Below are 26,781 nucleotides of genomic sequence, written 5' to 3' on the forward strand. Positions count from 1 at the left end.
CCCGATGCGCATCGACGTCGTCTCCATCTTCCCCGAGTACCTGGCCGCGCTCGACCTGTCGCTGATCGGCAAGGCCCGCCGCGAAAACCTCCTGGACCTCAACGTCCACGACCTGCGCGACTACACGCACGACCGCCACCGCACGGTGGACGACACCCCCTACGGCGGCGGCGCCGGCATGGTCATGAAGCCCGAACCGTGGGCCGCGGCGCTGGGCCGCATCGCCACCGAATCGCCGGTTGCCCCCGGCACCGGCGCCAAGCCGATCCTGATCGTCCCCTCGCCCGCCGGCGCGGTGTTCAACCAGGAAATGGCCTACGAGCTGGCCGAGGCCGAGCACCTGGCCTTCGCCTGCGGCCGCTACGAGGGCATCGACGAGCGCGTCATCGAATCCGCAGCCGAGTCCTTCGACGTGCGCCCGGTCTCCATCGGCGACTACGTGCTCAACGGGGGAGAGGTCGCGGTGCTGGCGATGGTCGAGGCCATCGGCCGGCTGGTCCCCGGGGTCATCGGCAACCCCGAGTCCCTCGTCGAGGAATCGCACTCCGACGGCCTGCTGGAATACCCCGTGTACACCAAGCCGGCGAGCTGGGAGGGACGCGAGGTCCCCGAGGTCCTGCTTTCCGGGAACCACGGAAAGATCGCGCGCTTCCGCCGCAACAAGCAGCTCGAGCGCACCGCCGCCCGCCGCCCGGACCTGATCGTCCAGCTGGATGCCTCCACGCTGAACCGCCACGACCGCGACACGCTCTGGCACAACGGCTTTGCCGTCGTCGACGGCCGGATCGTGGCCAAGGACCAGGCCGGGCAGGACTAACCTCCAGGGGCCACGGGGCTCACCGGCGGCACGGCGCCGGTGAGCAGCCGCACCACCGCGTCCTGTTTCATCTTGCGGGCATGGTCCAGTGCGGTCTTGCCCTGCGGGTCGGCGATGTCCAGCTTCGCCCCCTCGTCGACGAGCATCTCCACGACGTCCTGGTACGGAGGGGACCCGTCGCCGGAGACGACGGCCTCCAGCAGGCAGGTCAACCCGCGGTCGTTGACGTGGTCCAGGTCAATGTCGGTGTCCACGAGGAATTCGACGGTCGCGACGTAGGCGCGTTTGCAGGCCGGGATCAGGGCGGTGTCGCCGTTGCGGTTCACCGCGTGGACATCGGCCCCGTGCTCGAGGGCCAGGCCCAGGATCTCGGTGAGCCCCGCGGCCCCGGCGTAGAGGAACGCGGAGTCCTTCAGCGCGTCCTTGGTGTTCACGTTGGCCCCGTGCACCATCAGTTCGCGGGCAGCCTCGATCGAGTTGGCCCGCGTTGCAGCCAGCAGCGGCGTCCGCTCGTCCTCGCCCAGGTACTCCAGGGGCGCTCCGGCCTCGAGCAGCCGGCTTACCTCCGCCGTGTCGTTGACCGTCGCCGCATGGATCAGGGCCTCGCCCAACACCGCGGCGGCGCCGGCATTCAGTGCCGGCCGGGACGGGGTGGCCGGTGCCACCGACCCCGGGGACCCCGAGTGCGGGATGCCGCAGGCACCAAGCCCCAGGACCGCCGCCAGGGCAAGGCACGTCAGTGGCTTCCGTACCGCCGGCATCCTGCGCATGCACCCATGGTATTTCGCCCCCGGGTGCCGGTCGAGGGCTGGGCGCCCGGCACCCTTCCCCGCCGGTGCGCAGGCGAAGGATCCGGGGCGCGGTGGGCCCGGGCGGGCGCCGCTCAGGGGCGGGCCGGCAGCGCCGGGTCGGGCAGGTAGACCTTGCCGCCGGCGGCAAGGAACTCCCGGCTCTTCTCGCGCATCCCCTCGGCGGCCAGCACGCGCTCGGCCTGCGACAGGGCCGATCCGTACTCGTCCCGGATGTCCTGGCTGATGCGCATCGAACAGAACTTCGGCCCGCACATCGAGCAGAAGTGCGCGGTCTTGGCGGGCTCGGCCGGAAGCGTCTCGTCGTGGAACGACTCAGCAGTGACGGGGTCCAGCGAGAGCGCGAACTGGTCCCGCCAGCGGAACTCGAAGCGCGCCTTGGACAGCGCGTCGTCCCGCTCGGAGGCGCCGGGGTGCCCCTTGGCCAGGTCGGCGGCGTGGGCCGCGATCTTGTAGGTGATCACCCCGGTCTTCACATCGTCCCGGTTGGGCAGGCCCAGGTGTTCCTTGGGCGTCACGTAGCAGAGCATCGCTGTGCCGTAGCGGGCGATCTCCGTGGCGCCGATGGCGCTGGTGATGTGGTCGTAGCCCGGGGCCACGTCGGTGACCAGCGGGCCGAGCGTGTAGAAGGGCGCGCCGTGGCACAGCTCCTGCTGGCGTTCGACGTTCTCGCGCACCAGGTGGAAGGGGATGTGGCCGGGGCCCTCGACCATGACCTGGACGTCGTGCTCCCAGGCCCGGGCCGTCAGTTCGGCCAGCGTGTCCAGCTCCGCGAACTGGGCGGCGTCGTTGGCATCGGCGATCGAGCCCGGGCGCAGCCCGTCGCCCAGCGAGAACGCAACGTCGTAGCGCGCGAAGATCCCGCAGAGCTCGTCGAAGTGCGTGTAGAGGAAGTTCTCCTTGTGGTGGGCCAGGCACCAGCCGGCCATGATGGCCCCGCCGCGCGAGACGATTCCGGTGACGCGCTCGGCCGTCAGCGGCACGTAGCGCAGCAGCACGCCCGCGTGGATGGTCATGTAGTCCACGCCCTGCTCGCACTGCTCGATCACGGTGTCGCGGAAGATCTCCCAGGTCAGCTTGTTGGCCTCGCCGTTGACCTTTTCCAGGGCCTGGTAGATCGGTACCGTGCCGATCGGGACGGGGGCGTTGCGCAGGAGCCACTCGCGGGTGGTGTGGATGTCGTCGCCCGTCGACAGGTCCATCACGGTGTCGGCGCCCCACCGCGTCGCCCATTGCAGCTTGTCGACCTCTTCGGCGACGGAGCTTGTCACCGCCGAGTTGCCGATGTTCGCGTTGATCTTCACCAGGAAGGCCCTGCCGATGACCATGGGCTCGGACTCGGGGTGGTTGATGTTGTTCGGGATGATCGCCCGGCCCGCGGCGACCTCGCTGCGCACCAGCTCGACGTCGCAGTTCTCCCGCAGGGCGACGAAGCGCATCTCCTCGGTGGTGATGCCCCGGCGGGCGTAGTGCATCTGCGTCACCCGCTTCCCGGGCAGTGCGCGCCGCGGCACCGGCTTGGTGCCGCGCCATTCGGCGGATGCCGCGCCCCGGCGCTGTGCCGATTTTCCGTCGTCGAGCAGGTTCCGCTCGCGTCCCGCATAGGTCTCGGTGTCCGCGCGCCCGGCGATCCACGGGGCGCGGAACGGGGGAAGGCCCTGGACCGGGTTGCTGCCCGGGCCCTCGGTGCGGTAGACCCGCAACGGGGGATTGGGCAGGCCGCCGGGGGACGGCTCCAGCTCGATCTGCGTCACGGGCACCCGGATGCCGTGTTCGGCATCCTCGAGGTATGCCAGCGAACGGGATTTCAGGGACTGTGTTTCGGTTGCCTCGGGGGCATCTTGGGCAGGGGTGATCGTGGTTTCGATGGTGCTCAAGGGGTACTCACTTCCTTCGCCGGCATGACCCGGACAGGTTCGACGGTCTCTTGCTGCATCAGCTCGATCTCAGCCCCTGCGAGGGCTCCCGTGTGGTCGTAAGTGAAGCTACAGCACATCCTTCGGAGGGGTCAAATGTAATGTCCGACACGCGCGGACGCGGAGCCCCGGGGGGTGCCCCGGACTCCGCTCCGTTCCCCGCGTGGGTGCGATATGTGCGGAAATGGCCGGTGCGGGCGGCATTCCGGGCGGTATCCCGGCTGGTGCCGGACCGCTGCCCGAGCGGCCCGGCACCGTTCCGCATGGGCCCCGCAGATGCCTCCGACTTCGCGGCACGCGCGGGAGTGTGGCAAAATGGATTCTTGGGTCTACTGGGTTCTGCTCCTGCCGCAGGGGGAACGAATTGACAGCCGACCCGCCGAGGACCCGCAAACGGGTCCCGGTACCAAGCTTCGGAACACCACATCTTTCCCCGACGTGCTCTGCGCGCCGGCGGAAAATAAGTGTCCCGTGTCTAAGGTGGGTGACCTGCGGCGTCTGCCTAGGAGATGCATTCATGCATATTCTCGACTCTGTCGATGCAGCCTCGCTGCGCACCGATGTCCCGGCTTTCCGCCCGGGTGACACCGTCAAGGTTCACGTAAACATCATCGAAGGCAAGAACTCCCGCGTCCAGGTATTCCAGGGCTTCGTCCTGGGCCGCCAGGGTGACGGCGTTCGCGAAACCTTCACCGTTCGCAAGGTCTCCTTCGGCGTCGGCGTGGAGCGTACCTTCCCGGTGCACTCCCCGGTCCTCGAAAAGATCGAACTGGTAACCCGCGGCGACGTTCGCCGTGCGAAGCTGTTCTACATGCGCGATCGCCACGGCAAGGCTGCGAAGATCCGCGAAAAGCGCGACTTCCGCTCCTCCAAGTAGCAAGAAAAGCGAGAACCCTCGTGTCCGCCTTCCGGCGGCCAGCGGGGATCCATCGTGGATCAACCTACAGAATCGGATAGTTCTTCCGCTTCGGCAAAGCGCCGGTCCCGCTCGCGGGGCTGGCGCTTTGCCGTTGGCGCCCTCATGGCCGCGGCCGCGATCACCCTGGTGATCCGGGCCACCGTCATCGACTTCTACTACATCGGCTCCTCCTCCATGGAATCGACGTTGAACCCCGGGGACGGGCTCCTGGTGGACCGGCGCGCCTACAAGAGCGAGCCCATCCAGCACGGCGACATCGTCGTCTTCGACGGGCGAGGCTCCTTCCTGCCTTACCAGAGCCCGAATGCCGTCGATTCCCTGGCATGGGCCCTGCGGCTGGCGGGCAACGACTCGGTGTACGTCAAGCGGGTCATCGGCGTGGCCGGAGACACCGTCAGCTGCTGCGGACCGGACGGCAAACTCACCGTCAACGGCGTTCCCTTGGACGAGCCGTACCTCTTCGCCGGCGACAAGCCCAGCGAACAGGCCTTCACCGCAACGGTTCCGCAGGGCCGGCTGTGGGTCATGGGCGACCACCGCTCGGTCTCCGAGGACTCGCGGGCGTTGCTCGGTGCCCCCGGCGGAGGCATGGTCCCCGTTGACAGGGTCCTGGGAAAGGTCGACCAGGTCATCTGGCCGCTTGACCGCAAACGGCCCATCGGTGCCGCAGCCCTCGCCCCGGCCTCGGCAACCTCGGGCCCGTAGCGGCGGGGTCTCCCGGCGTGCCATGGCGCCCGGGGGCCGGAGCGGGGATTCCGCGTCGGGGTGTTGCCGTGGCGCGGGAACCGCATTCCCGCGCAGCATCGCGTTAGAGTGGCACGCAGCGGCAAATCCTTGGCCGCAATGCGCCAGACCCGAAAATCCCGCCACGCCAGGGGCAGGCCGGGCCGTCACCAGCTGGATGGGGAGAATTCCACATGCCCGAATTGCGAAGCACCCGACTCAGGCGCGCCGGCATAGCCGCGGTGGCCGCGGCCTTGGTGGTGAGCAGCTGCCTCGCGGCAGGACCCGTACCGGCAACCGCCGCGACAATCCCGTCCCCCGGGGCTGTCGCGACGCCCGGGCCCCGGCCAACGGAGAGCCGTGCGGAAACCACGGATTCCGGAGACGCCACGCCGTCCAACGGACTGGATGCCGCAGTCGAGCGGGACCTGGGCATGAGCGCCGGGGAATTCGCAGCCCAGGGGGAACTCGCGGCGGTCGCCGACCGGCTCCGGGCGGAGCTGGATCCGGAAAGACTCAAGGCATCCTTGGCCGTGGCGGGAAGCCGGATCGAGGTCAGGACCAACGACGAGGACCGCGCGGAGGTCGCCGAAAAGATCGACACGCTGACCCGTGGCACGGACATCCAGGTGGAGGTCACTACCGCGGTTCCAACCCCGACCGCCACGGCGGGGGCAGTGGCACCGACGAAGAAAAGCCCGACCAACGTCGATGAGCTGTACGCCGCCTACGCGGCCTCCGTCGACGAGCAGACGCTCGGCCAACTCCAGGCAGTCATGGAGACCGACGGCGGCTTCGTCATTCGCTCCGGAGGTGTCTCCGGCGACGCACCGGCCCGATCCGCGGACCGCGTCCTGCGTGCCGGCGGAACACTGACCCCGGAGGAATTCGCCAGCCAGTATCCCGACGTCGGTGTCCACGAGGCGGAGGGGCCGGCCACCGCGACCGCGTCCAACGACGTGCTTGGCGGCATGGGCTACGGGGCGGAAGTCACTCCGGGCGTGTATGCCCTGTGTTCCGTGGGTTTCAACGGATTCAACGCGGCAGGTGCCCGCGCCGCCCTGTCGGCGGGGCACTGCACGCGTGACGGGCAGATCCGCAGCGTCTCGGTCGCCGAGCACAGTGCTCCCGACGTCTTCGAGGAACTCCATGTCGACTCGTTCGGCACCTTCGGTTTCTCCCAGTTCGGCGGACCCGGAAACAGCCCGGCGCTGACCGACGGCGTGAACCTGCTCGGAAATGTAGGCACCGATGTTTCGGTGCTCAACAAGATCAACCCCGCCCTGCGCCAGCAGCCGGTCGTCACGGACTGGACGGGCGCCGATGAACGCGATTCCGGAACCAAGGTCACCGGCGTCTCCAGTGCCGTCCGCGGGTCCCCGGTGTGCAAGTCGGGCCGGACCACGGGCTGGACCTGCGGAAAGGTCACCGAGGTCGGCATCTTCATCGTGGGTGGTTTCGGGAACGCCGCCACCGACCTGCGCGCCGTCCGCGGCTTCGGCATGGCCAACCCCGGATTCGCTGTGGCCTTCGAGGGGGACTCGGGCGGGTCTGCCATTTCCGGCGGAAACGCCGTCGGGATCACCAGTGCCATCGCCGAAGGAGCGACCCGTGCGGGCGACCGCGCCTACTTCGCGGACGTGAAGCAGGCGCTGCGTGCGGCCAAGGGCTACTCCATCAAGCTCTTCGTCAACGCCCCCAAGCTCACCCAGCCGGCCAAGGGCACTCGCGTGAAGGCCGGGGCAAGGGTTTCCGGAACCGTGGCGTCCGCGCCCGCCGGCACCACCGTTTCGGTGGCGTCCGCAGGGAAGACGATCGCCACGGCCAAGGTCTCCAAGGGGACCTTCAGCTTCAGGACCCCCAAGAAGCTCGGCACCTTCTCGTTCACGATGACGGCCGGCAGCGGCTACAGCAAGTCACGCACCACCACTGCTTCCCTGCCGCTGACCATGCCGGCCCCGCGGATCACCGTGCCCGCCGCGGGCACCACGAAAACCGGGCGCGTGACCCGGGTTTCCGGCACCGGGTTCCCCGGCGCCACGGTCAAGTTCTCCGGTGCGGCAAAGGGCAGGGCGGCCGTGGCCAAGGACGGCACCTGGAGCGTGAAGGTACCCGCGATCCCGTACGGCAATCACGTCCTCACCGCAACCCAGGCCAAGGGAAAGCATGTTTCCGGCCGGTCGAGGATTTCCTTCAAGGTCGCGGTTCGCGCACCTGCCATCAGCTCGCCGTCGCCCGGCAAGACGTCCACGAAGGCGCCGCGCACCATCAAGGGGACCGGCATCCCCGGGGCGACGCTCAAGCTCAGCGGAGCCGTCGGCAAGACCCTCGTCGTTCCCCGGAACGGCACCTGGAGCGTGAAGCTCAAGCGCACTTGGGACTATGGAAACCACCGAATCAAGGCAACGCAAAAAGTCGGCAAACACACCTCGGCAAGCGCCAAGACCAGTTTCAAGGTGATCCCGCGAAGCCCGTCGATCGACTACCCGAGTGCCGGCAGGACGTTCGCCTCCGGGAAGGCACCGGCCACGGTGTCGGGCCGCGGCATCAGCGGGGCCACGGTCAAGGTCACCATGGGAAAGCGCACCGTGAGCACCAAGGTCGTCCGTGGAACCTGGAAAGTCCGCATCCCCGGGACCCTGAAGCCCGGCTCCCACGGTGTGAAGGCCGTTCAGGTGATGAAGAAGACCTCGTCGAATGCCGTGAGGGTGACGTTCACGGTGAAGCCGCGGGCAAGCTGAGCACCCGGGCAGGGGCCGACGGCTCCGGCAGGGTGCTGCATCCGGAGTGACCCTTCAGCCGGCGAATTCCCTGTCCACGTGGGTGCCTTCGGCAAACCTCCGCGCCAAGCAGGCAAATTGCCAGCGTCACAACGTAGTCTTGAAGACGGCGGAACGCGCAGCAGCGTTGGCACCGGACTCTGGTGCCGTGCGGTTCGGGTCCCGCCGGCAAGCAGCCAGACACCCCTGAAAGGGCCCCAACGCACGTGACGCACGCCAGCGAGCCAGCAGCAGCCTCGGACCGACCGCGCCGGAAGAGAAATCCCGTGTGGGCGGCGGTGCGCGAGATCCTTATCGTTGTCGTCGTTGCCCTGGTGATCTCCCTGGTGGTGAAGACCTTCTTCTTCAGGGCCTTCTACATCCCCTCGGGATCCATGGAGGAGACCCTGCAGAAGAACGACCGGATCTTCGCGAACCTCATGGTGCCCGGGCCGTTCGAGCTCACCCGCGGCGACGTCGTGGTCTTCCGCGACGACCAAGGTTGGCTCCCTCCCGTTGCATCGACCGTCACGAACCCTGTCGACGAATTCCTGGCCTTCGTCGGGCTGGTCCCGGATGCGTCGAACCAGCACCTGATCAAGCGCATCATCGGCATGCCGGGTGACACCGTCACCTGCTGCTCCCCGGACGGGAAGCTGAGCGTCAACGGCGTGGAGATCACCGAAACCTACATCTACCCCGACAACGCGCCCTCGGAGCAGGAATTCACCAAGGTCGTCCCCGAGGGCAAGCTCTGGGTCATGGGCGACCACCGCGCGGAGTCCGCCGACTCGCGGTACCACGAGGACCTCCAGGGAGGCTTCGTGGACATCTCCTCCGTCGAGGGCAAGGCCTCGGTCATCTCCTGGCCACTTGACCGGATCGGGGGGATCTCCAACCACCAGGAAGTCTTCGCAACGGTCCCGGACCCGAAGAACGCGGCACCGGCAAAGTAATGGCGGCACAAGCACCCACGCTCGAGCACGAGCGCGCCCTGGCCGCGCGCGGCGGACACCGGCTCATCGGAGCCGCCGACGAGGTGGGCCGCGGCGCCCTGGCCGGCCCGGTGTCGGTCGGATACGTCGTCATCGACCCGCACACCGTTCCGGACCTTCCGGGGGTGCACGACTCGAAACTGCTCAGCGCCGAACAGCGGGACCTGCTCGTGCCACAGATCAAGGCCTGGGCCGCCGGCTGGGGCGTCGGACACGCCAGCGCCGCGGAGATCGACGCACTGGGCCTGGTGCCGGCCCTGCGGCTCGCCGGCCTGCGCGCCGTCACCGCCGCCGGGGTGCAGGCCGACGCCGTGCTGCTGGACGGAAACCTCGACTGGCTCTCGGCCACCCGGCAGCCCACGCTGCTGGACTCGCTGATGCCCGGATTCGGGGAACCCGACGACGTTGACGGACTGCTGGTTCCCGTCCAAACCCTGATCAAGGGCGATTTGCTGGCACTGTCCATCGGGGCGGCCTCGATTTTGGCCAAAGTCGAGCGCGACGCGCTGCTCGATGGCTACGATAGTGAACACCCGGCGTACGGTTGGATACAAAACAAGGGGTACGGCACCACGGGGCATCGGCAGGCAATCGCCGAGCACGGCGCCACCGGGTACCACCGCAAGACCTGGCAGCTCACACCCAAGGGCTAGGGATTCGCACAAGGAAGGCGAGGGGGCAACATGAGTGCCGAAGATCTTGAGAACTACGAAGCGGACCTGGAACTGCAGCTCTACCGCGAATACAAGGACGTTGCGAACCTCTTCAACTTCGTCGTGGAAACCGAACGGCGTTTCTACCTGGCCAACGGCGTGGACCTGAAGACCCGCTCGGCCGACGGGGAGGTCTTCTTCGACCTGACCCTCACCGACGCCTGGGTGTGGGACGTCTACCGCACCGGCCGCTTCGTGAAGTCGGTGCGCATCGTCACGTTCAAGGACGTGAACATCGAGGAGCTGAACCGCGACACAGACCTGGCCATGCCCAAGGACGGCCTGGACCTGGGCTGACCGGCAGGCGCCGGTGCACAACGTCCTTTCGCCCCGCATCCCACGGCCCTGCCGCCGCCGGATGCGGGGCGTTCCATGTCCGGGGGGGGCAGGCCCGGCGTCGCCACAGCATGTTTTGCGGCCGGAGAGCGCCCACTGCGGCGGCATTCGCTGATACGCTCACCGAAACGCTGAAATGCTTGTCAAACGGCAATTTCGAGTCTTGTCGTGATCCATTCCGCATCGCACCGGGAGTCCGCACCCATGGCCCAGAACACTACGCCCGCCGAAGATCCCCACGTACCCGCACTGGCGGAGCTCGGAGGATTCCACTTCGCCATCGTCGCCGACGACACCCCCGAGAAACGCCTGAACCTGCACCCCGTCGGCCCGGCCTTCGACGGAGGGCCACCAGATCGGGAGGTGGGCAAACGCGCCCTCCTCGAGGGCATTTCCGGACTCCGTTCGGCGCTGGAGCACTATTCGCAGGTGCTGGAAGGGTTCGAGGGTGATTTCGATGCCGTTTTCGACGAATTCGACACCGGTTCGCCGCTGCTTGAAGCCTCCGACGCCGTCCACCGGGCACTCTTTGGCCTGAAGATCGGTCATGAGGCCTACACCGGCTTCGCGTTCATGGGCGATCCGCTCATGCGCGATCCTTCCGGAACCGGGGTGATGCAGGACCCTGCCGGCGTCGAAGACGGCGCGTGGGACGAAGGCGAGGAGGACCCGGAGGAAGAGCACGACGAAACCCGCTACGGCCCCTCCGGCCCGGAACTCGGGGTCACCATCGCGCTGAACAAACTCCTGCATTCCGGGGACGGTCTGCTGGTTCAGCTGGCCACGGCCAAGGTCTACGCTTCCGGGGTGATGTTCGGCATCGAGTGCGCGCAAATCCGGTCGGTGAACGAAACCGATTCCGACTGGCAGCGCCGGGTCAACGCCTGGCAGGGTTCCCTTGACATGGCCTTGGGCATCGAAGACCCGGCGGGGGCAGTCCGTTACACCGACACCTTCGGCAGCGGGGGAGCCTCGTTTGCCTCCGGAACCACGCTGTACTCCAACGACCTGTGGGTGCCGGGCCTGCAGGAAGCGACCGAGGTACACTGCACGTTGCGGATCCACCGGCTGATGAACGACCGGCAGAAAATGCCGCGACTTCGCCTGAAGTTCGATCTCGACCCCGCCGTTCTGCGCGAAGCCGCGACCCGGGCCCACCGGCCGGACTCGACGGACCGTATCCAGGCCCGCAAGAAGACATCGACACGTCCGTCAACACCCGCAACCACGAACCCGGAGGAGCACATGGAATTGTTCGATGGCACGATCAATGTGGCCTACGGCCAGTTCTACCTCCTCCCCGAGGGAGACTACGAGATCGACATGGACGCGGCGTTCCGTGGACAGGACAATGGCCTGTGCGGTGCCGCAGCACCCCCGGGACTGTTCTTCATCACTGGTTTGCACACCGGACACGTCGGACTCTCGGTGCATCTGCACGACAGCGAACCTGCCCTCGCCGAGGAATGGGAAGAAGTCGTCGAGGTCCCGTACGAGGTGACCGAAAAGATCTGCCTGGCGGAATGGGGCGGACCGTCCCAGGACCCCCTCCCGATTCCGCGCGGCAGCTACAGGCTTCGCTATGCGGGCATCAAGATGGACGAGGGGCATGAGCAAGACTGCATCTTGGAAGGGGAGGACACCATCGACAGCTACCGGATCGACCTGTGGCCCGCCTTCGACTCCACGGGTGACCGGATTCTTCGCCAACATGGCGAGCAGGCCGCCTACTGGCACGGCGCCTTGGACTAACACCGGCTGCCTGCGCCTCGGCTTGCCGACTTATCCACATTCCCCACGCTGCCCGCCCCGTGTTCGGTGTTAAACGCCCACGCTTGAAGCATCGAACCCCTGGGGCCGGGCGCTCGCCGGGTGTCCCGGTCCGGGGATTGCCGAAGGGAGCGTGGGGGCGGATGAACCACAACCAGGAACTGGGTGCCAGGGGCGAGGAGCTCGCCGCAAGCTACCTGGCCGGTGTCGGGTACACCGTGCTGGAACGCAACTGGCGGTGCAAACTCGGGGAGCTGGACATCATCGCCGACGACGCCGGGCAGGTGGTCGGCGTGGAGGTGAAGACCCGCAGCTCGCTCGGCTTCGGGCACCCCGCCGAGGCCGTGAACCCCGTCAAGCTGCGCCGGGTCTCCCGACTGGCCCGGCGCTGGTGCGTGGAGCACCGCCGGGACGTGCGCACGGTGCGGGTCGACGTGCTGGCAATCATCATGGCGCCCGGGCGCGAGCCGCGTATCGAGCACCTGATCGGGGTCGAATCATGAGCCTGGCGCGGACGCTGGGCATCGGGCTGACCGGCCTGAACGGCCAGCTGATCGAAATCGAGGCCGACGTCGGCAACGGCATCCCCGGCTTCCTGCTGCTCGGGTTGCCCGATGCGTCGCTGAACGAGTCGCGCGAGCGGATCCGCTCCGCCGCACGGAACTCGGGAATCCCGCTTCCCAACCGCCGCATCACCGTGAACCTGACCCCGGCGACGCTGCACAAGCGCGGCTCCGGCTTCGACCTGGCGATCCTGCTGGCGACCCTTGCGGCGGACCGCAGCATCACCCCGCTCCCCGGGACCGTCTACCTTGCGGAGCTCGGGCTCGACGGATCGCTGCGCCCGGTGGCCGGAGTGCTGCCCGCCGTCATGGCCGCGGTGCGTGCGGGGCACCCGGACATTGTCGTGGCCGCGGGGAACCTCGCGGAAGCCGAACTTGTGCCAGGGGCCACGGTGCGCTCTTACGACCACCTGTCCCAGCTGCTCGCCGACTGCGGGGCGGACCCCTCGGGGCTGCGTTTCAGGGCACGGCACCACTCCCCACAGCGCAAGCCGGCGGCGTGGGCAGGCGGCGAGGCACGGGCCCTGGACCTGGCCGAGGTGGTGGGCCAGGCCCAGGGGCGCTACGCGCTGGAGGTCGCCGCGGCCGGCGGGCACCACCTGCTGCTTACCGGGCCCCCGGGAGCGGGCAAGACCATGCTCGCCCAGCGCCTGCCAGGGCTGTTGCCGGACCTTGACGACGCCCAGGCCATGGAAACCACCGCCGTACATTCGCTCGCCTCGGGTGGAGGGCAGATCGCCGCATTGGTCCGCCGCCCTCCGTTCGAGGCGCCGCACCACAGTGCCTCGATGGTGGCGCTCATCGGCGGGGGAAGCGGCACACCGCGTCCCGGTGCCGCCTCCAGGGCCCACCGTGGTGTCCTGTTCCTGGACGAGAGCCCCGAGTTCAGCGCCGCGGCCCTCGACGCGCTGCGCCAGCCGCTCGAGTCCGGCGTGTTGACCCTGCACCGGGCGGCGGGCACAGCGACCTATCCGGCTCGCTTCCAGCTGGTGATGGCCGCGAATCCGTGCCCCTGCGGGCGCAACCTGGGAAAGGGCACGGACTGCACGTGTACGCCCATGCAGCGCAGGCGCTACCTGGCCAGGCTCTCGGGACCGCTGCTTGACCGGGTGGATATGCAGCTGCTGGTCCCGCAGCTCTCGGCACGGGAGATGGCCTCGCGGGGCCCCGTCGAGTCTTCCGCGGTGGTCGCCGCACGCGTCCGCGATGCCCGGGTGCAGCAAAGGGACAGGCTCAAGCGTTGGGGCATCGCAACCAACGCCGAGGTTCCGGGTGCGATCCTGCGCAACGAGCTGCGGCCCGTCGCCGCGGCCACCGTCGGGCTGAACCGGGCGGCGGAGTCACTGAGGCTCAGCGCCCGGGGATATGATCGGGTCCTGCGCATCGCCTGGAGCATCGCGGACCTCAATTCCCATGCCTGCCCCACGACGGAGGACGTCGACGTGGCGCTGCAGCTGCGGCAGCACGGCAAGGGCGATGTCGGGTAGTCGACACATCGGGGCCGGAACGTGGAAGATGGTGCCCATGCCACGTGTGAATGCCAAGAAAGCAAAGCCGATCGCCAACTCGGCCCGCTGCACCCCTGGCGGGTCGGCGGAGTCCCTTGCTTCCTACGCGTCGGTCGGTTCGATCGGATCGGTGGCCTCCACCGGATCCATCGCTTCGTTGACGTCGGCCGGATCCATCGCTTCGGTGTCTTCGGCCGGATCCATCGCTTCGGTGTCTTCGGCGGGCTCGATTGCCTCGGTGCTGTCGGCGGGCTCGATTGCTTCGATTGCGTCGCTCGGCTCCATGGGGTCAGTGGCCTCCATCGGTTCGATTGGCAAGGTCGGCTGCATCGGCAACACGCCGATCCGTGTGGTGTTCAGCGGCCTTGTCGCTGCCGTAAGGGCCCGGCGGCGCTAATCAGGCCGCCGCGTACATGCGTGTCGGGGAGAAGCGCCTGGCCAGCAGTGCCATCAACCCGTCCACCGCCAACGCGAGCGCCGTGACAAGTACGGCACCCACGAGCACCTGGCCGTAGTCATAGAGTGCCAGCCCGTCGAAGATGTACCGGCCCAGACCACCGAGGTTCACGTAGGCGGCGATCGTCGCAGTGGCAATGACCTGCAGGATCGCCCCGCGCAGCCCGCCCAGAATCAGCGGCAGCGCCAGCGGGAGCTCGACCTGCAGGATGATGCGCGAATCCTTCATACCCATGGCGCGCGCCGAATCCACGACCAGCGGGTCGACGTTCGCCACCCCGGAGTACACCCCGGCAAGGATCGGCGGGATGGCAATGAGCACCAGTGCCACCAGCGGCGGGAAAAGCCCCAGCCCCATCAGCAGCACCAGCAGCGTCATGATGCCCAGGGACGGCAGGGCTCGCAGGACGTTGGACAAGGACACCAGAACCGCCTTGCCGCGCCCCGTGTGGCCAATGAACAAACCCAGCGGAAACGCCACAGCAACGGCCGCAGACACCGCCAGGAAGGAGTACCACAGGTGCTCCGCAAGCCGGGCGGAAATCCCGCCCTCGCCGGACCAGTTGGAGGCTGTGCCGAGGAAGGAAAGCATGTCGTTGATCATTCTGCTTCTCCCGCCGTGCGGTTGGAAGTTTCCTGTGTGGTGGGGGCGGCGACCACCAAGCGTGCGGGGGCCGCGCCCGCCGAACCACCGGCGTGCTTCGGCGAAAGCCAGGGGGTCAGCAACTGGCCGATCCACGCGAGCCCCCGGTCAAGCGCCAGGGCCAGCAGCAGGATCATGATGATGCCCGCAAGGATCTGGTCGGGGTAGTTGCGCTGGTACCCGGAGGTGAAAAGCTGTCCCAGCCCGCCGATGCCGATCACCGCGCCCACGGACACCAGCGAAACGTTAGTCACGCCCGCCACACGGGTCCCCGCTGCCAGGGGGCCCATCGCCAGCGGCAGGTCCACCAGGAGGCGGCGCCTCGCCGGCGAGTATCCCAAGGCCTCGGCCGCGCTCAGCACCTCGGCGGGCACGGCATCCAGCGCATCGAAGACCGTGCGCACCAGCAGCGACGCCGAATAAAGGCCCAACGCGATCACCACGTTGAGCGGATCAAGGATCTGCGTGCCAAGCAGCGTCGGAATCACCACGAACAATGCCAGGGACGGGACGGTGAAGACGGCACTTGCCGCCGTCGTGATGAACGCCCGCGCTCGCCGGCGGTTGCCGAAGACGAGCCCCAGCGCCAGCGCAACCAGAAGGCCGGCCGCGACGGGAATGACCGAGAGGTACAGGTGCTCCAGGGTGAGCTCCCACGCCTGTTCCGGGTTTTCCAGCAGCCACCTCATGCCCCGGCCACCACCCCGGGGCGAAGGTGCGGTGCCAAGTCATCGAGGGTAATGTAGCCGGTCGGCTTCCCTGCTTCGTCCAGCAGCAAGGCAGCCGAGATCGGCGAGGCAAGCACCGCGTCGAGGCCCGAGCGCAGGGAATCCCCGGAACGCAGCGCACCTCCGACGGCCAGGCGCGTCCCGTCGGGGCCGACCCAATGCGCCGCGGTGTCCGTGTCCGCCCCACCGTGGCCCGTGCCGGGCTCCAGCAGCCAGCCGGGGGCAATGAGGGACATGTCGATGCTCCCGTCGCCGTGCGGGGCGGGCAGTGGGGTGCCTCGGACACCGGCGAGCGTTCCGAAGGACAGTGCCCGGAACCCCCTGTCCTTGGACACGAGGGAGGCCACAAACGCATTGGCGGGGCGCGTGAGGATCTGCGCGGGTGCGGCGTACTGCTGCAGGCGGCCGCCCGGGGCCATGACGGCGATCTTGTCGCCGAGGGTCAGCGCCTCGTCGATGTCGTGGGTGACCATGACGATGGTTTTCCTGATTTCGGATTGCAGGTGCCGCACTTCCTGCTGCAGTTCCTCGCGCACTATCGGGTCCACGGCACTGAACGGCTCGTCCATCAACAAGATGGGCGGGTCGGCCGCCAGGGCGCGCGCCACCCCCACGCGCTGTTGCTGCCCGCCGGAGAGCTGGGCCGGATAGCGGTGCGCCACGGAGGCGTCCAGGCCGACGCGTTCCAGTGCCTCGTGCGCCTTGGCCCTGGCCGCCGTTTTCGAGAGCCCCAGGAGTCGTTGGACGGTGGCGACGTTGTCGATCACCGTGCGGTGCGGGAACAGGCCCGCGTTCTGCAGGACGTAGCCGATGCCCAGACGCAGCGACACCGGGCGGATTGCCGCCACATCCTGCCCGTCGACGAGGACGCGTCCGCCGCTGGGGGTGACCATGCGGTTGATCATTCGCATCGAGGTGGTCTTGCCGCAGCCGCTGGGGCCAACCAGCACCGTGAAGGACCCGGCCTCGATGTGGAGGTCGAGGTTGTCCACCGCGGTGGTGCCCCCGGGGTAGGTCTTGGAGACTGATTCGAAGGTGATCATTGGGAAGCTTCCTGCTGGGCGACGGTGTTTCCGCGTGATTCCGGGGAAAAAGTGGGGGTTGGCCACCGGCGGGTAACGGCAGCCAACCCCAATTCGAACATGTGTTCTATAGGTGTTGTGGTCCTACTTGGTGATCAATCCCTGATCGGAAAGCCAGGCGATCGCCGCGGCCTTCGGCTCGGTCTTGGAATCCCCGGAGACCTGCTCGTTGAGTTTGATCAATTCGCCCGTGCTCAGCTTCGCCGACACCGCGTCGATGGTCTCGATTGCCTTCATGTCCAGCTTGTCCTTGCCCGCCACCGGGATGACCTGCTGGGCGGGGAAATTGTTCTTGGGATCCTCCAGAACCACGAAGTCGTTGGCCGGAATCGCGGTACTCGTCGTGAAGATGTTGGCCGCAGTCACCGACCCATCCAAGAGCGCCTTCACGGTTGCCGGCCCGCCGCCGTCCGCGATCGGGACAAATTTGGCAGGAACCAGCCCGTAGTTTTTCTCCAGGCCAGGCAGGCCGACGGGGCGCTCCTTGAACTCCGGAGGGCCGGCCATCGTCACCTCGGCATTGTGCGCGGCAAGATCGCCAATCGACTTCAGCCCCCACTTGTCCGCGGTGGCGCGCGTGACAACCACGGAGTCCTTGTCTTCCGCAGTGGCGGGGGTCAACGCGGCCAGGTTCTTGGACAACAGCGCGGCAGAGAGTTCGTTGAGGATCGCTCCGGGCGTGCTGACATCCGCGTTCTTGTCCAGGAAGAGCAGCAAGTTGCCCGTGTAGTCGGGAATCAAGTCGATTGAGCCGTCCGAGAGTGCCGGGAGGTAGGCCTCGCGGGAGCCGATATTGAATTTTGTCTCAACGTCGTAGCCGTTGGCCTTGAGGGCCTCGGCATAGAGGTTCCCGATGATCTCGGACTCGGTGAAGTTTGCCGAGGAAACCGTGAGCTTCGAAGCGGCAGCCGAACCACTGGACGGCGCCGGAGCGGCCGTTGGATCAGAGCACCCGCTGAGAACCAGTGAGCCGGCGACCACCGAGAGGGCGGCGAGGAGGGGAAGTCTTCTTCTGTTCATCATGGTTAGCCTGAATTCGTCTAGAGAGATTCTGCTGGAAGATCTATCTCGCTCCCGCCCCGAGGGGCGCGAGCCACCTGTCCATCGTTGCCTACTATGCAGGCCACACGCAATATTTGATGATTCCAACCGCCCAATCAAGCCCGGTGGACGAAACCCCGTCCCACGTGCACCGCTGAAGCGGCCGTGGACAAACGCAAGACGCGGCAGCGACCAGCGGGTGCCGAAACAGCGGTGTACTTCCCCGCACACGACGCGAGGGCAAGGCGTGAACACAGACCCGACACAGCCAGGGACAGCTCCCGCCATGCCACGCGAACCTCTGGCCATGATGGGTCCACACCTCGGGCAAACAAACGCTGCCACGGGGCCGAACTGCAATGTTCCAGGAGACACAGGGAGCGCCACCGCATGGAAAAGCACAACGACGAAACCACGGCAAGGGCAGGGCTAACCAGGATCATCGAGCCGAACGACTTGACCGGCGCCGCGCTGGTGGCCATCCTGGGAGCCCCCGAGGCGTACAGGCTGATCCGCGAACACTCGGGCCCGGCCCCTGCGCGAACGCAACAAGGAGTGGCCGACCTCCTGGACGCCCACGGCGCCTCCCGCACCAGCCTCCGCCTTGATGCAGGGCTCGACCGATGGAGGGCCCGCGCCCGCATCGCCAATCCCCAGGCAGACCTGCAGTTGATCGGCAACCTGGGAGGGGGAATGCTCCTGCCAAGCGATGAAAACTGGCCTCGGGGATTCGAGGCCCTCGGGCTCGCCGCACCCCTCGCACTTTGGCACAGAGGCACGGGAGCCCTCGAGACCCTGCGTGAGCCAAGCTCCCTGGTCGCAATCGTCGGCTCGCGGGACGCCACGGAGTACGGGCGCACCACCACTGCCGAGCTCGCGTCCGGTCTTGTTAGACACGGTATCTGCATCGTCTCCGGGGGAGCCTACGGAATCGACGCCAAGGCACACGAAGCAGCGCTCGCCGAAGAGCGACCAGAGGGAACAAGCAACACCAGGCCGAACACCATTGCCGTCATGGCAGGAGGACTGGACCGCTTCTACCCCGCAGGGAACGAAGACCTCCTTTACCGGGTACACCGCGAGGGACTGCTCATCTCGGAAGTCGCCCCAGGCGCCACCCCCACACGCTGGAGGTTCCTCCAACGAAACCGGCTGATCGCCGCACTGTGCGTCCTGACCGTCGTCACCGAAGCGCGCTGGCGCTCCGGGGCACTGAGCACCGCCCACCACGCGGCGGAGATGGGCCGCGAGGTAGGGGCGCTCCCCGGGTCCGTCTACTCGGCCAATTCGGCCGGCTGCCACAGACTCATCAGGGAAGGAGCCGCCACACTGATCACCGATGCAACCGAAGCCCTCGAACTGCTCGGCACATCCATAGCCCCGGACCCAAACCAAGGAACGCATCCCACGGGGGAAGCCAACACTGCCGATGCCGAAGACGCGCGCGACTACGACGGACTGGCCGTCCATGACCTCCTGCTCCTTGACGCACTTCCGAACCGCTCACCACGATCCGTCGACGAACTAGCAATCCTCGCCGGACTCGGAATCGGCTCAATCCTCGGAGGACTGAGCAGGCTCTCCTCCATGGGGCTCGCCCAAGCCAAACCCGAAGGCTGGATACGTAGATACCCCAACGGGAATCCCCTGAGGTGACAACCAGCTTCCACAGGGGAGCCAAACCCCGAAACCGCCACATCACCGACGCCCCGCGGCGTGGCACCGTTGCCCACCCGCCACCACTGCGAGACAGTAGAGACGTGCCACAAAGACCCGAACAAAAATCCGAACCAATCACCATCCCCGCAGAGCTCCAAATGGCTCACGACGGCTTCCTGCGGCACATGCGCCTCGAACGCTCACGCAGCGAACACACGCTCCGCGCCTACAGCTCCGACATCACCAACCTCCTCACCTACGCCATCCCACGCGGAGCCCAAACGCTGGAAGGGATAGACCTACCGCTGCTCCGCACCTGGCTCATGACCCTCCAGGAATCCGGCCTCGCACGAGCCACCCTTTCGCGCCGTTCAGCTTCGATACGCAGCTTCCTGGCCTGGGCCCTGCGCGAAAACCTCATCGACACCAACCCGGCAAGCCGCCTCCAATCACCCAAACGGGAACAGAGACTCCCGCACGTGCTTCAAAGCAACCAAATCCAACGAATGTTCGACGCTCCTCCGCCGGCACCAAGACAAAGGAACACTGAGGCCAGCGAACCCACCGCGGAAGAACGCGCGCTCGCCGACCGCAACACGCTGATCCTCGAACTCCTCTACGCAACGGCAATCCGCGTCGGGGAACTCGTCTCCCTGGACATCGACAGCCTCGACCTCGACCGACGAACCCTGCGCGTCATCGGCAAGGGGGACAAAGAACGCACCGTCCCCTTCGGACAACCGGCACTGAACGCACTGGACAACTGGCTGCGCCGCTCCAGAGGCGTGCTCCGAAACGAACACTCCGGTCAGGCATTGCTCCTCGGGCAACGAGGCAAACGCCTCGACGCACGCCAAGCCCGCGACGTCGTCTCCAAGGCGCTCGCCGACCTCGGGGACACCGCTGCCCGCGGACCGCACGCGCTGCGGCACAGCGCGGCAACCCACCTGCTCGATCGAGGTGCCGACCTGAGGGCGGTCCAGGAGATCCTCGGCCACTCCTCGCTGGCCACCACGCAGTTGTACACGCATGTCTCGGTGGAACGGCTCAAGGAGAGCTACCAGAGAGCCCACCCTCGCGCATAACTCGACGTCACGTGCCGGAGCCACTGGCCGAAAGCCGTATAATCATGCAGAATACTTAACAGGATTTACGGTCCTTCGAACTGGAGTTGTTGGCGTTGGGGAAGACGTTCCAACAGCAAATCGGAGGATGGCATGTCTGAAGCAATGACCAGGGGCGTACTCTTCGTACACTCAGCCCCTTCAGCGTTGTGCCCGCATATCGAATGGGCGATCGGTTCAGTGGTTGAACAGCGTACCGATTTGCACTGGAGTGAGCAGAACGCCGCCCCCGGCATGTCACGCGCCGAGGTGAACTGGACCGGCAAGCCGGGCACGGGCGCGCTGCTGGCCTCTGCGCTGCGCGGATGGGCGCACCTGCGCTACGAGGTCACCGAGGAAGCAAGCCCGGGTGTCGATTCCAGTCGCTGGTCCCACACACCCGAACTGGGCATCTTCCATGCGACGACCGACGCGGCCGGCAACATCATGGTCAGCGAGGAACGCATCCGCTGGGCTTACGAGAAGGGCGCAGGCGACCCGGCCGTCGTCTACCAGGAACTGTCGATCGCCCTGGGCGAGGCCTGGGACGAGGAGCTCGAACCGTTCCGCTACGCAGCCGAGGGCGCACCGGTGCGCTGGCTCCACCAAGTCATCTAGCGACGTTCAGCCTCCAACGCCGTCTGTCCCCGGCCGTGGTTCCACCAGGAGTTTTACCTCCCGGGTGGGACAACGGCCGGGGATTTTGCATTCCCGAGGTCGCGCAGCCTGCAGGTTCCGAGCTGGCGACGAGAATCCCGCACGGCAGGGAAGCCGGCCATGCCGCACCGGGGGACGGAGGCACGGAACGCCCAACGGGACACGAACGAGACAGGGGTCGGGTTCCACGATTGGTGGAACCCGACCCCTGTCGGATGCGGCCTGCGGCCGGGGAAGTTGCTAGACGCTGCGGATGGCAACGACGGCGTTGTGCCCGCCGAAACCGAACGAGTTGTTCAGCACCACGATGGATCCTTCGGGCAGCTCGCGCGGGGTGCCGACCACGACGTCCAGGGGGATCTCCGGATCCTGGTTGTCGAGGTTGATGGTCACTGGTGCCTTGCGGTGGTACACGGCCAGCACCGAGAGAACCGACTCGACGGCGCCGGAGGCACCGAGCAGGTGGCCCATCTGAGACTTGGTCGCCGAGACGCAGACGTTGTCCAGGTGGGTGCCCAGGGCCGCGCGCAGCGCGGTGTATTCCGGCTTGTCGCCGACCGGGGTGGAGGTCGCGTGTGCGTTCACGTGGACGACGTCCTCGGGCTGGATGCGTCCGTCGAACATCGCGGCCTTCAGCGCACGGGTGGCACCCAGGCCCTCCGGGTCCGGGGCGGTGATGTGGTAGGCGTCGGCGGTCACCGACGTGCCGGCGAGTTCCGCGTAGATCGTCGCGCCGCGGGCGATGGCGTGTTCCTCGGCCTCGAGGACCAGGGCGCCGGCGCCTTCGCCCATGACGAAGCCGTCACGGTCGATGTCGTACGGACGCGAAGCGTGCTCCGGGTCGTCGTTGCGCTTGGAGAGGGCCTGCATGGCGGCGAACGATGCCATCGGCATCGGGTGGATGGCAGCCTCGGCGCCGCCGCAGACGACGACGTCGGCCTTGCCCGAACGGATCAGCTCCAGGCCCATGTGCATGGCCTCGGTGCCCGATGCGCAGGCGGACACCGGGGTGTGGGCGCCGGCGCGGGCACCGAGGTCCAGGGAGACGGCGGCGGCCGGGCCGTTGGGCATCAGCATGGGGACGGTCATGGGCAGCACGCGGCGCGGGCCCTTTTCCTTCAGCGTGTCCCAGGCGTCGAGCAGGGTCCACACGCCGCCGATGCCGGTGGCGAAGGCCACGGCCAGGCGGTCGTGGTCGATGTCCTCGATGCCGGAGTCCTGCCAGGCCTCGCGCGCGGCGACGACGGCGAACTGCGTCGAGGGATCCATGCGCTTCATCTCGACGCGGGAGAGCACCTCGGAGGCCGGGGTGGAGGCACGGGCGGCGAACTTCACCGGGAGGTTGTAGGTTTCAACCCACTCATCGGGCAGCGTGTGTGCGCCCGAGACGCCCTTGAGCGCGTTGGCCCACAGGGTCGGGACGTCGCCGCCGATGGGAGTGGTGGCACCGAGGCCGGTGATGACAACTTTGCGAGCCATGAGGAAACTCTCTACTGGTTGGGGTCGAAACGACTAGCGAGGCTAGTGCGCGATCCAAGCGTCGGTGCCCGGCGCCTGCTGGTCTGCCGGGATCCGGATCGGATCGAAAAGTCTGGGATTCGGTTGCGAAACCGGTAAGGAAGTCGAGTGGGCACGGCACGTGCCCGGACCCGGTTCCTCCCGGGCCCGTCCGCTGGACGGATCGGGCCCGGGGGAGCCGGAAAGCCGTTTAGGCCTGTGCGCCCGCGATGAAGTTCACTGCGTCGGCAACGGTCTTGAGGTTCTTGACCTCTTCGTCCGGGATCTTCACGTCGAACTTCTCTTCGGCGTTGACCACGATGGTCATCATCGAGATGGAGTCGATGTCCAGGTCCTCGGTGAAGGACTTGTCCAGCTCGACTGCCTCGGTGGCCAGGCCGGTCTCTTCGTTGACGATCTCGGCCAAGCCGGCCAGAATCTCTTCGTTGCTAGCCATGATGGCTCCTTTTCTGTTTTTGCCGGGCAATGCCCGACGACTATTCAAACCGCTTGGTGCGGTCCGGATTGTGGGTTGTGTCCCTGGGTGTTAACCCTAGGGCAGGACAACGACCTGTGCGCCGAAGACAAGCCCGGCGCCAAACCCGATCTGCAGTGCCAGGCCGCCGGAAAGCTCCGGGTTGTCCTTGAGCATGCGGTCCATGGCCATCGGGATGGAGGCGGCGGAGGTGTTCCCGGCCTCGGCGATGTCGCGGGCGACCACCACCGATTCGGGAAGCTTCAGCTGCTTGACCATCTCGTCGATGATGCGCATGTTCGCCTGGTGGGGGATGAACGCGGCAAGGTCGGCGGAGGTGATGCCGGCCTTCTCGAGGGCCAGCTTGGCCATCTTCGCCATTTCCCAGACGGCCCAGCGGAAGACGGTCTGGCCGTCCTGGCGCAGCGTCGGCCACAGCTGGGCCTCGGTGCTTGCGACAAGGGCGGTGCCCTCCGGGGAGGACTCGGCGGCCAGGACCGCGTCGCGCAGGTCCAACTGCGAGTGGGTCATGCCGATGGCCGACCACTTCGAACCGTCCGAGCCCCACACCGAGGGAGAGATGCCGGTGGTGTCCGATGGGCCGATGACTACGGCGCCGGCGCCGTCGCCCAGCAGGAACGAGATGGTGCGTTCGTGGTTGTCGATGTAGTCGGAGAGCTTCTCGGCGCCGACGACCAGCACGTACTCGGCCATGCCCGAGCGGACCAGGGCGTCGCCCTGGGCCACGCCGTAGCAGTAGCCGGCGCAGGCTGCGGAGATGTCGAAGGCCGGGGCCGGGGTGGCGCCGATGCGGTCGGCCAGTGCGGCCGCCGCCGACGGGGTGGCGTGCGGGAAGGTCACCGTGGAGACGATGACGGCGCCGAGCTGGCCGGCCTCGATCCCCGCCGAGGCGAGGGCCGCGCGGGCTGCGCCTTCGGCCATGTCCAGCAGCGAGGTGTGCTCGTCGGCACGGGCGCGGGTCACGATGCCCGTGCGCTGCTGGATCCACTCGTCGGAGGAATCGATCCACTGGCAGACGTCCTCGTTGGAGACGATGACGTCCGGACGGAAGGAGCCGACGCCGTGGATCCGGCTGAACTCGCGCGCGGGCGTCTGGTTCATCACTGCGGTCATGTTGGGTGCTCTTCCTTAGGCTTGGGTGTGTTCGGCGACGAAGGCGCGGGCCGCCTCGAGGTCTTCGGGGGACTTCAGTGCGAGGGTGGGAACGCCCTTCAGGCCGCGGCGGGCCAACCCCACGAGGGTCCCGGCCGGCGGCAGCTCCAGGATGCCGGTGACGCCCAGGGCCGCAAGCTGTTCCATGCACAGGTCCCAGCGGACCGGGCGGGAAACCTGCGCCACCAGGGACGCGAGGTTCTCCGGGCCGCCTGCGACGGCCTGGCCGTCGAAGTTGGACAGCAGGGTGGTCGACGGGTCGGCCGGGGTGAGTGATGCCGAGAGCTCCTGCAGCACCTCGACGGCCGGGGCCATGTGGTGCGTGTGGAAGGCGCCGGCGACCTTCAGCGGGATGACCCGCGCCTTGGCCGGGGGATTGGCGGCGAAGGCATCGATCTGCTCGAGCGTGCCGGCTGCGACGATCTGGCCCCCGCCGTTGGCGTTGGCCGGGGTGAGCCCGGCCGCGACGATGGCGGCGTTGACCTCGTCGGCGTCCCCGCCGAGGACAGCGGCCATGCCTGTGGGGGTCTGCGCGGCGGCGCGGGCCATGGCGTTGGCGCGTTCACGCACGAAGACCATGGCGTCGTTCTCGCCCAGCGCCCCGGCCAGCGCGGTGGCCGTGATCTCGCCGACGGAGTGGCCAGCCAGCACGGTGTTGGCCGGGAGGGACTCGCCGAAGAGCGCGCGGGCCGCAACGAGCCCGGCGGCCACGATCAGCGGCTGGGCGACGGCGGTGTCCTTGATGGTTTCCTCGTCGGAGACCGTTCCGTGGGCCGTGAGGTCACGACCGGTGATGGCGGAGAGGCTCGCGAGGTGTTCGGGGACACCGGCCACGTCCAGCCATGGGGAAAGGAATCCGGGGGTCTGAGAGCCCTGTCCCGGGCACACGATTGCTAGCACTACTCCAGCTTTCCAAAGATGTCATTCACTGCGGCTGATTTCGCACACCGACTTGGCGGCGTGCTTTTGTAGGAATCCTACAGGAGTCAGTGGCCGGCGCGCGGCATGGTTTGCCGCGTTTCGGGCACGTAGTCGCCCGTCTCGGCGTCCAGCCGGCCGACCACCAGCGCCGTCTGCAGCACGAACGCCTCGCGCGGGACCAACGGATCCCATCCGGTCACGTCACACACCCGCTTGAGCCTGTAGCGCACGGTGTTTGCGTGGACGAACAGCTCGCGGGCCGTGCCCTCGAGCGAATGCCCCAGCGACAGGTAGCTGGAGAGCGTTTCGACAAGGCCGTTCCCGGCCTTCAGCAGCGGGTCGTAGATCCCCGTGACCAGAGCGTGGCGGGCCTCGGTGTCGCTGTTCATCACGCGTTCGGGCCACAGGTCGTCCGCGGCCACCGGGCGCGGGGCCAGCGGCCAGGCCTTGGCGGCGGCGATCGCCGCGAAGGCCGCCTGCGCGCAGGCCGGGGCTTCCTTGAGCGTGGGCGCCAGCGGGCTGTAGACCACGTGGCCCTCGCCGAAGAACGAGGCGAGGCGGTCCAGTCCGGCCCGGTCCACGTCGACCCCGCCGAGCATCAGGATCGCCCGTTCCCCGTGCACCCCGACCAGCGAATCGCGCGAGTACCGGGCAGCGGCGCGGCGCAGCTCGCTGACGAAACCCACCTGCGAGGAGGTCGGCGTGGCGCCGATCATGATGAGGATGTTCTCGTTGGACTTCCACCCCACCGCGGCGATGCGCGAACGCAGCGAGTCCTGGCTTTCGCCGCGCATCACCGCGTCGACGACCAGCGCCTCGAGCCGGGAGTCCCATGCGCCGCGGGTTTCAGCGGCACGGGCGTAGACGTCCGCGGCGGCGAACGCCACCTCGCGCGAGTAGCGCAGGACCGCCTCGCGCAGCTGGGTGTGCTCCGCCTCCGGGGCGATGTCCGGCACCTGGGATTCGACGACCTCGACGATGGTGCGGATCAGCTGAAGGGCCTTTTGCAGGCTGATGGATCGGGTCAGTTCCGTGGGTGCGGCACCGAAGACGTCGTTGATGACCCACTGCGGGGAGGTCGTGGGGCGCTCGTACCAGGAAACGAAGGAGGCGATGCCCTTTTGCGCGACGAGCCCGAGCGCGGCACGTTCCTCGGGGCGCAACCCGCGGTACCAGGGGAGTGACTGGTCGAGGTGCTTGAGGGCCACCGTGGAGAGGACCCCCAGGTGCTGCTTGAGGCGCTTGAGGGTTTCGGGGCTGGCCTTGGCCTGGCGGAAAGGCCTGATCCGCTGGCCCAGGTTTGCCGCTTGCTCGTCACTCATGACTACGAGCATACGCACCGGATGGCCGTGGGCACTATTTGTAGTGTTCGCACAAAGCCGGACGGCCCGCCGGTACCCTTGGCAAGCACCGTTCCCGGAACCGATGTGGTTGCCGGAAACGACGGTGGCGCCGAACCCCCGTTGGGATTCGGCGCCACCGAACATGGTGCGGCCGGGGCCTTAGGCGTCGCCTCCG

General features: G+C 67.5%; 25 protein-coding genes. 13 read left to right on the plus strand and 12 right to left on the minus strand.

What is annotated here, in order from left to right:
• Positions 1-4 precede the first annotated feature (4 nt).
• Positions 5-817, plus strand: a complete 813-nt coding sequence (gene trmD / locus ACSYDW_RS08885) for a tRNA (guanosine(37)-N1)-methyltransferase TrmD (RefSeq protein ID WP_438338358.1) — start codon at positions 5-7, stop codon at positions 815-817.
• Here trmD and ACSYDW_RS08890 read toward each other — a convergent pair.
• Together ACSYDW_RS08890 and thiC are read right to left on the minus strand one after the other, a co-directional pair.
• Positions 814-1,587 carry an ankyrin repeat domain-containing protein gene (locus ACSYDW_RS08890; RefSeq protein WP_438338359.1) on the minus strand — a complete coding sequence of 258 codons (774 nt, stop codon included), beginning with the start codon at positions 1,585-1,587 and terminating at the stop codon, positions 814-816. The genes trmD and ACSYDW_RS08890 overlap by 4 nt on opposite strands.
• 113 nt (positions 1,588-1,700) lie before the next feature.
• Entirely contained in the window at positions 1,701-3,503 is a 1,803-nt protein-coding gene (gene thiC / locus ACSYDW_RS08895) for a phosphomethylpyrimidine synthase ThiC (RefSeq protein ID WP_438338360.1), read from the minus strand.
• Between the two features lie 556 nt (positions 3,504-4,059).
• On the opposite strand from thiC, the gene rplS reads away from it, so the two are divergent.
• The 9 genes from rplS (at position 4,060) to ACSYDW_RS08940 (ending at position 13,807) form a co-directional block, all read left to right on the plus strand.
• Positions 4,060-4,419, plus strand: coding sequence for a 50S ribosomal protein L19 (gene rplS / locus ACSYDW_RS08900; RefSeq protein ID WP_438338361.1), 360 nt, complete (start codon positions 4,060-4,062; stop codon positions 4,417-4,419).
• A 144-nt stretch (positions 4,420-4,563) separates the two neighbouring features.
• A complete protein-coding gene (gene lepB / locus ACSYDW_RS08905; protein WP_438338391.1) occupies positions 4,564-5,166 on the plus strand; it encodes a signal peptidase I in 603 nt (200 codons plus the stop codon).
• A gap of 212 nt (positions 5,167-5,378) precedes the next feature.
• Positions 5,379-7,925, plus strand: coding sequence for a S1 family peptidase (locus ACSYDW_RS08910; protein ID WP_438338362.1), 2,547 nt, complete (start codon positions 5,379-5,381; stop codon positions 7,923-7,925).
• A gap of 305 nt (positions 7,926-8,230) precedes the next feature.
• Positions 8,231-8,899 carry a signal peptidase I gene (gene lepB, locus ACSYDW_RS08915; protein ID WP_438338363.1) on the plus strand — a complete coding sequence of 223 codons (669 nt, stop codon included), beginning with the start codon at positions 8,231-8,233 and terminating at the stop codon, positions 8,897-8,899.
• The gene (gene rnhB / locus ACSYDW_RS08920; RefSeq protein ID WP_438338364.1) at positions 8,899-9,591 is read left to right on the plus strand and encodes a ribonuclease HII; all 693 of its coding nucleotides are present in this window, start codon (positions 8,899-8,901) and stop codon (positions 9,589-9,591) included. Before lepB (ACSYDW_RS08915) ends, rnhB begins: the two co-directional genes overlap by 1 nt.
• Before the next feature lie 30 nt (positions 9,592-9,621).
• Positions 9,622-9,948, plus strand: a complete 327-nt coding sequence (locus tag ACSYDW_RS08925) for a DUF2469 domain-containing protein (protein ID WP_400296250.1) — start codon at positions 9,622-9,624, stop codon at positions 9,946-9,948.
• A gap of 243 nt (positions 9,949-10,191) precedes the next feature.
• Positions 10,192-11,739, plus strand: a complete 1,548-nt coding sequence (locus tag ACSYDW_RS08930; RefSeq protein WP_438338365.1) for a hypothetical protein — start codon at positions 10,192-10,194, stop codon at positions 11,737-11,739.
• Positions 11,740-11,900: 161 nt separating this feature from the next.
• On the plus strand, positions 11,901-12,260 hold the full coding sequence (locus tag ACSYDW_RS08935) for a YraN family protein (RefSeq protein ID WP_438338366.1): 360 nt from the start codon (positions 11,901-11,903) through the stop codon (positions 12,258-12,260).
• Positions 12,257-13,807 carry a YifB family Mg chelatase-like AAA ATPase gene (locus tag ACSYDW_RS08940; protein WP_438338367.1) on the plus strand — a complete coding sequence of 517 codons (1,551 nt, stop codon included), beginning with the start codon at positions 12,257-12,259 and terminating at the stop codon, positions 13,805-13,807. Before ACSYDW_RS08935 ends, ACSYDW_RS08940 begins: the two co-directional genes overlap by 4 nt.
• Before the next feature lie 123 nt (positions 13,808-13,930).
• Here the strand turns inward: ACSYDW_RS08940 and ACSYDW_RS08945 are convergent, their stop codons facing one another.
• The 5 genes from ACSYDW_RS08945 to ACSYDW_RS08965 all read right to left on the minus strand — a co-directional run bounded on the left by ACSYDW_RS08945 (position 13,931) and on the right by ACSYDW_RS08965 (position 17,757).
• A complete protein-coding gene (locus tag ACSYDW_RS08945) occupies positions 13,931-14,167 on the minus strand; it encodes a hypothetical protein (protein WP_438338368.1) in 237 nt (78 codons plus the stop codon).
• A 58-nt stretch (positions 14,168-14,225) separates the two neighbouring features.
• Complete coding sequence (locus tag ACSYDW_RS08950; protein ID WP_438338369.1) at positions 14,226-14,888, minus strand: ABC transporter permease; 663 nt, start codon at positions 14,886-14,888, stop codon at positions 14,226-14,228.
• Complete coding sequence (locus tag ACSYDW_RS08955) at positions 14,885-15,616, minus strand: ABC transporter permease (RefSeq protein WP_438338370.1); 732 nt, start codon at positions 15,614-15,616, stop codon at positions 14,885-14,887. Before ACSYDW_RS08955 ends, ACSYDW_RS08950 begins: the two co-directional genes overlap by 4 nt.
• Positions 15,613-16,698 carry an ABC transporter ATP-binding protein gene (locus tag ACSYDW_RS08960; RefSeq protein ID WP_438338371.1) on the minus strand — a complete coding sequence of 362 codons (1,086 nt, stop codon included), beginning with the start codon at positions 16,696-16,698 and terminating at the stop codon, positions 15,613-15,615. Before ACSYDW_RS08960 ends, ACSYDW_RS08955 begins: the two co-directional genes overlap by 4 nt.
• A gap of 123 nt (positions 16,699-16,821) precedes the next feature.
• The gene (locus ACSYDW_RS08965) at positions 16,822-17,757 is read right to left on the minus strand and encodes an ABC transporter substrate-binding protein (protein ID WP_438338372.1); all 936 of its coding nucleotides are present in this window, start codon (positions 17,755-17,757) and stop codon (positions 16,822-16,824) included.
• A 411-nt stretch (positions 17,758-18,168) separates the two neighbouring features.
• Between ACSYDW_RS08965 and dprA the strand changes: the two genes are divergently transcribed.
• The 3 genes from dprA to ACSYDW_RS08980 all read left to right on the plus strand — a co-directional run bounded on the left by dprA (position 18,169) and on the right by ACSYDW_RS08980 (position 21,158).
• The gene (dprA, locus tag ACSYDW_RS08970) at positions 18,169-19,434 is read left to right on the plus strand and encodes a DNA-processing protein DprA (protein WP_438338373.1); all 1,266 of its coding nucleotides are present in this window, start codon (positions 18,169-18,171) and stop codon (positions 19,432-19,434) included.
• A 161-nt stretch (positions 19,435-19,595) separates the two neighbouring features.
• Complete coding sequence (locus ACSYDW_RS08975) at positions 19,596-20,522, plus strand: tyrosine recombinase XerC (RefSeq protein ID WP_438338392.1); 927 nt, start codon at positions 19,596-19,598, stop codon at positions 20,520-20,522.
• A 132-nt stretch (positions 20,523-20,654) separates the two neighbouring features.
• Entirely contained in the window at positions 20,655-21,158 is a 504-nt protein-coding gene (locus ACSYDW_RS08980) for a DUF3145 domain-containing protein (RefSeq protein ID WP_209996617.1), read from the plus strand.
• 279 nt (positions 21,159-21,437) lie between these two features.
• Here ACSYDW_RS08980 and fabF read toward each other — a convergent pair whose 3' ends face one another.
• The 5 genes from fabF to ACSYDW_RS09005 all read right to left on the minus strand — a co-directional run bounded on the left by fabF (position 21,438) and on the right by ACSYDW_RS09005 (position 26,585).
• Complete coding sequence (fabF, locus tag ACSYDW_RS08985) at positions 21,438-22,676, minus strand: beta-ketoacyl-ACP synthase II (RefSeq protein WP_438338374.1); 1,239 nt, start codon at positions 22,674-22,676, stop codon at positions 21,438-21,440.
• Positions 22,677-22,905: 229 nt separating this feature from the next.
• On the minus strand, positions 22,906-23,151 hold the full coding sequence (locus tag ACSYDW_RS08990) for an acyl carrier protein (RefSeq protein WP_438338375.1): 246 nt from the start codon (positions 23,149-23,151) through the stop codon (positions 22,906-22,908).
• A gap of 96 nt (positions 23,152-23,247) precedes the next feature.
• The gene (locus tag ACSYDW_RS08995; protein WP_438338376.1) at positions 23,248-24,303 is read right to left on the minus strand and encodes a beta-ketoacyl-ACP synthase III; all 1,056 of its coding nucleotides are present in this window, start codon (positions 24,301-24,303) and stop codon (positions 23,248-23,250) included.
• A gap of 15 nt (positions 24,304-24,318) precedes the next feature.
• A complete protein-coding gene (locus ACSYDW_RS09000) occupies positions 24,319-25,242 on the minus strand; it encodes an ACP S-malonyltransferase (RefSeq protein WP_438338377.1) in 924 nt (307 codons plus the stop codon).
• 86 nt (positions 25,243-25,328) lie between these two features.
• Positions 25,329-26,585 (minus strand): PucR family transcriptional regulator, encoded by a 1,257-nt coding sequence (locus ACSYDW_RS09005; protein WP_438338378.1) that lies wholly within the window; start codon positions 26,583-26,585, stop codon positions 25,329-25,331.
• Positions 26,586-26,781 lie beyond the last annotated feature (196 nt).

Origin of the sequence: Paeniglutamicibacter selenitireducens, assembly GCF_051550675.1 — a bacterium.
Taxonomy (GTDB): Bacteria; Actinomycetota; Actinomycetes; order Actinomycetales; family Micrococcaceae; genus Paeniglutamicibacter.

Excerpts from the sequence above, each read along its gene's own strand:
- ACSYDW_RS09005 (WP_438338378.1), bottom strand. The coding sequence starts at position 26,585 with ATGAGTGACGAGCAAGCGGCAAACCTGGGCCAGCGGATCAGGCCTTTC.
- trmD (WP_438338358.1), top strand. The coding sequence starts at position 5 with ATGCGCATCGACGTCGTCTCCATCTTCCCCGAGTACCTGGCCGCGCTC.
- fabF (WP_438338374.1), bottom strand. The coding sequence starts at position 22,676 with ATGGCTCGCAAAGTTGTCATCACCGGCCTCGGTGCCACCACTCCCATC.
- ACSYDW_RS08940 (WP_438338367.1), top strand. The coding sequence starts at position 12,257 with ATGAGCCTGGCGCGGACGCTGGGCATCGGGCTGACCGGCCTGAACGGC.
- ACSYDW_RS08925 (WP_400296250.1), top strand. The coding sequence starts at position 9,622 with ATGAGTGCCGAAGATCTTGAGAACTACGAAGCGGACCTGGAACTGCAG.
- rnhB (WP_438338364.1), top strand. The coding sequence starts at position 8,899 with ATGGCGGCACAAGCACCCACGCTCGAGCACGAGCGCGCCCTGGCCGCG.
- ACSYDW_RS08995 (WP_438338376.1), bottom strand. The coding sequence starts at position 24,303 with ATGACCGCAGTGATGAACCAGACGCCCGCGCGCGAGTTCAGCCGGATC.
- ACSYDW_RS08930 (WP_438338365.1), top strand. The coding sequence starts at position 10,192 with ATGGCCCAGAACACTACGCCCGCCGAAGATCCCCACGTACCCGCACTG.
- ACSYDW_RS08980 (WP_209996617.1), top strand. The coding sequence starts at position 20,655 with ATGTCTGAAGCAATGACCAGGGGCGTACTCTTCGTACACTCAGCCCCT.
- ACSYDW_RS08935 (WP_438338366.1), top strand. The coding sequence starts at position 11,901 with ATGAACCACAACCAGGAACTGGGTGCCAGGGGCGAGGAGCTCGCCGCA.
- ACSYDW_RS08960 (WP_438338371.1), bottom strand. The coding sequence starts at position 16,698 with ATGATCACCTTCGAATCAGTCTCCAAGACCTACCCCGGGGGCACCACC.
- ACSYDW_RS08975 (WP_438338392.1), top strand. The coding sequence starts at position 19,596 with ATGGCTCACGACGGCTTCCTGCGGCACATGCGCCTCGAACGCTCACGC.
- ACSYDW_RS08890 (WP_438338359.1), bottom strand. The coding sequence starts at position 1,587 with ATGCGCAGGATGCCGGCGGTACGGAAGCCACTGACGTGCCTTGCCCTG.
- ACSYDW_RS08955 (WP_438338370.1), bottom strand. The coding sequence starts at position 15,616 with ATGAGGTGGCTGCTGGAAAACCCGGAACAGGCGTGGGAGCTCACCCTG.
- rplS (WP_438338361.1), top strand. The coding sequence starts at position 4,060 with ATGCATATTCTCGACTCTGTCGATGCAGCCTCGCTGCGCACCGATGTC.
- ACSYDW_RS08965 (WP_438338372.1), bottom strand. The coding sequence starts at position 17,757 with ATGAACAGAAGAAGACTTCCCCTCCTCGCCGCCCTCTCGGTGGTCGCC.
- ACSYDW_RS08990 (WP_438338375.1), bottom strand. The coding sequence starts at position 23,151 with ATGGCTAGCAACGAAGAGATTCTGGCCGGCTTGGCCGAGATCGTCAAC.
- lepB (WP_438338391.1), top strand. The coding sequence starts at position 4,564 with ATGGCCGCGGCCGCGATCACCCTGGTGATCCGGGCCACCGTCATCGAC.
- ACSYDW_RS08910 (WP_438338362.1), top strand. The coding sequence starts at position 5,379 with ATGCCCGAATTGCGAAGCACCCGACTCAGGCGCGCCGGCATAGCCGCG.
- dprA (WP_438338373.1), top strand. The coding sequence starts at position 18,169 with ATGGAAAAGCACAACGACGAAACCACGGCAAGGGCAGGGCTAACCAGG.
- ACSYDW_RS08950 (WP_438338369.1), bottom strand. The coding sequence starts at position 14,888 with ATGATCAACGACATGCTTTCCTTCCTCGGCACAGCCTCCAACTGGTCC.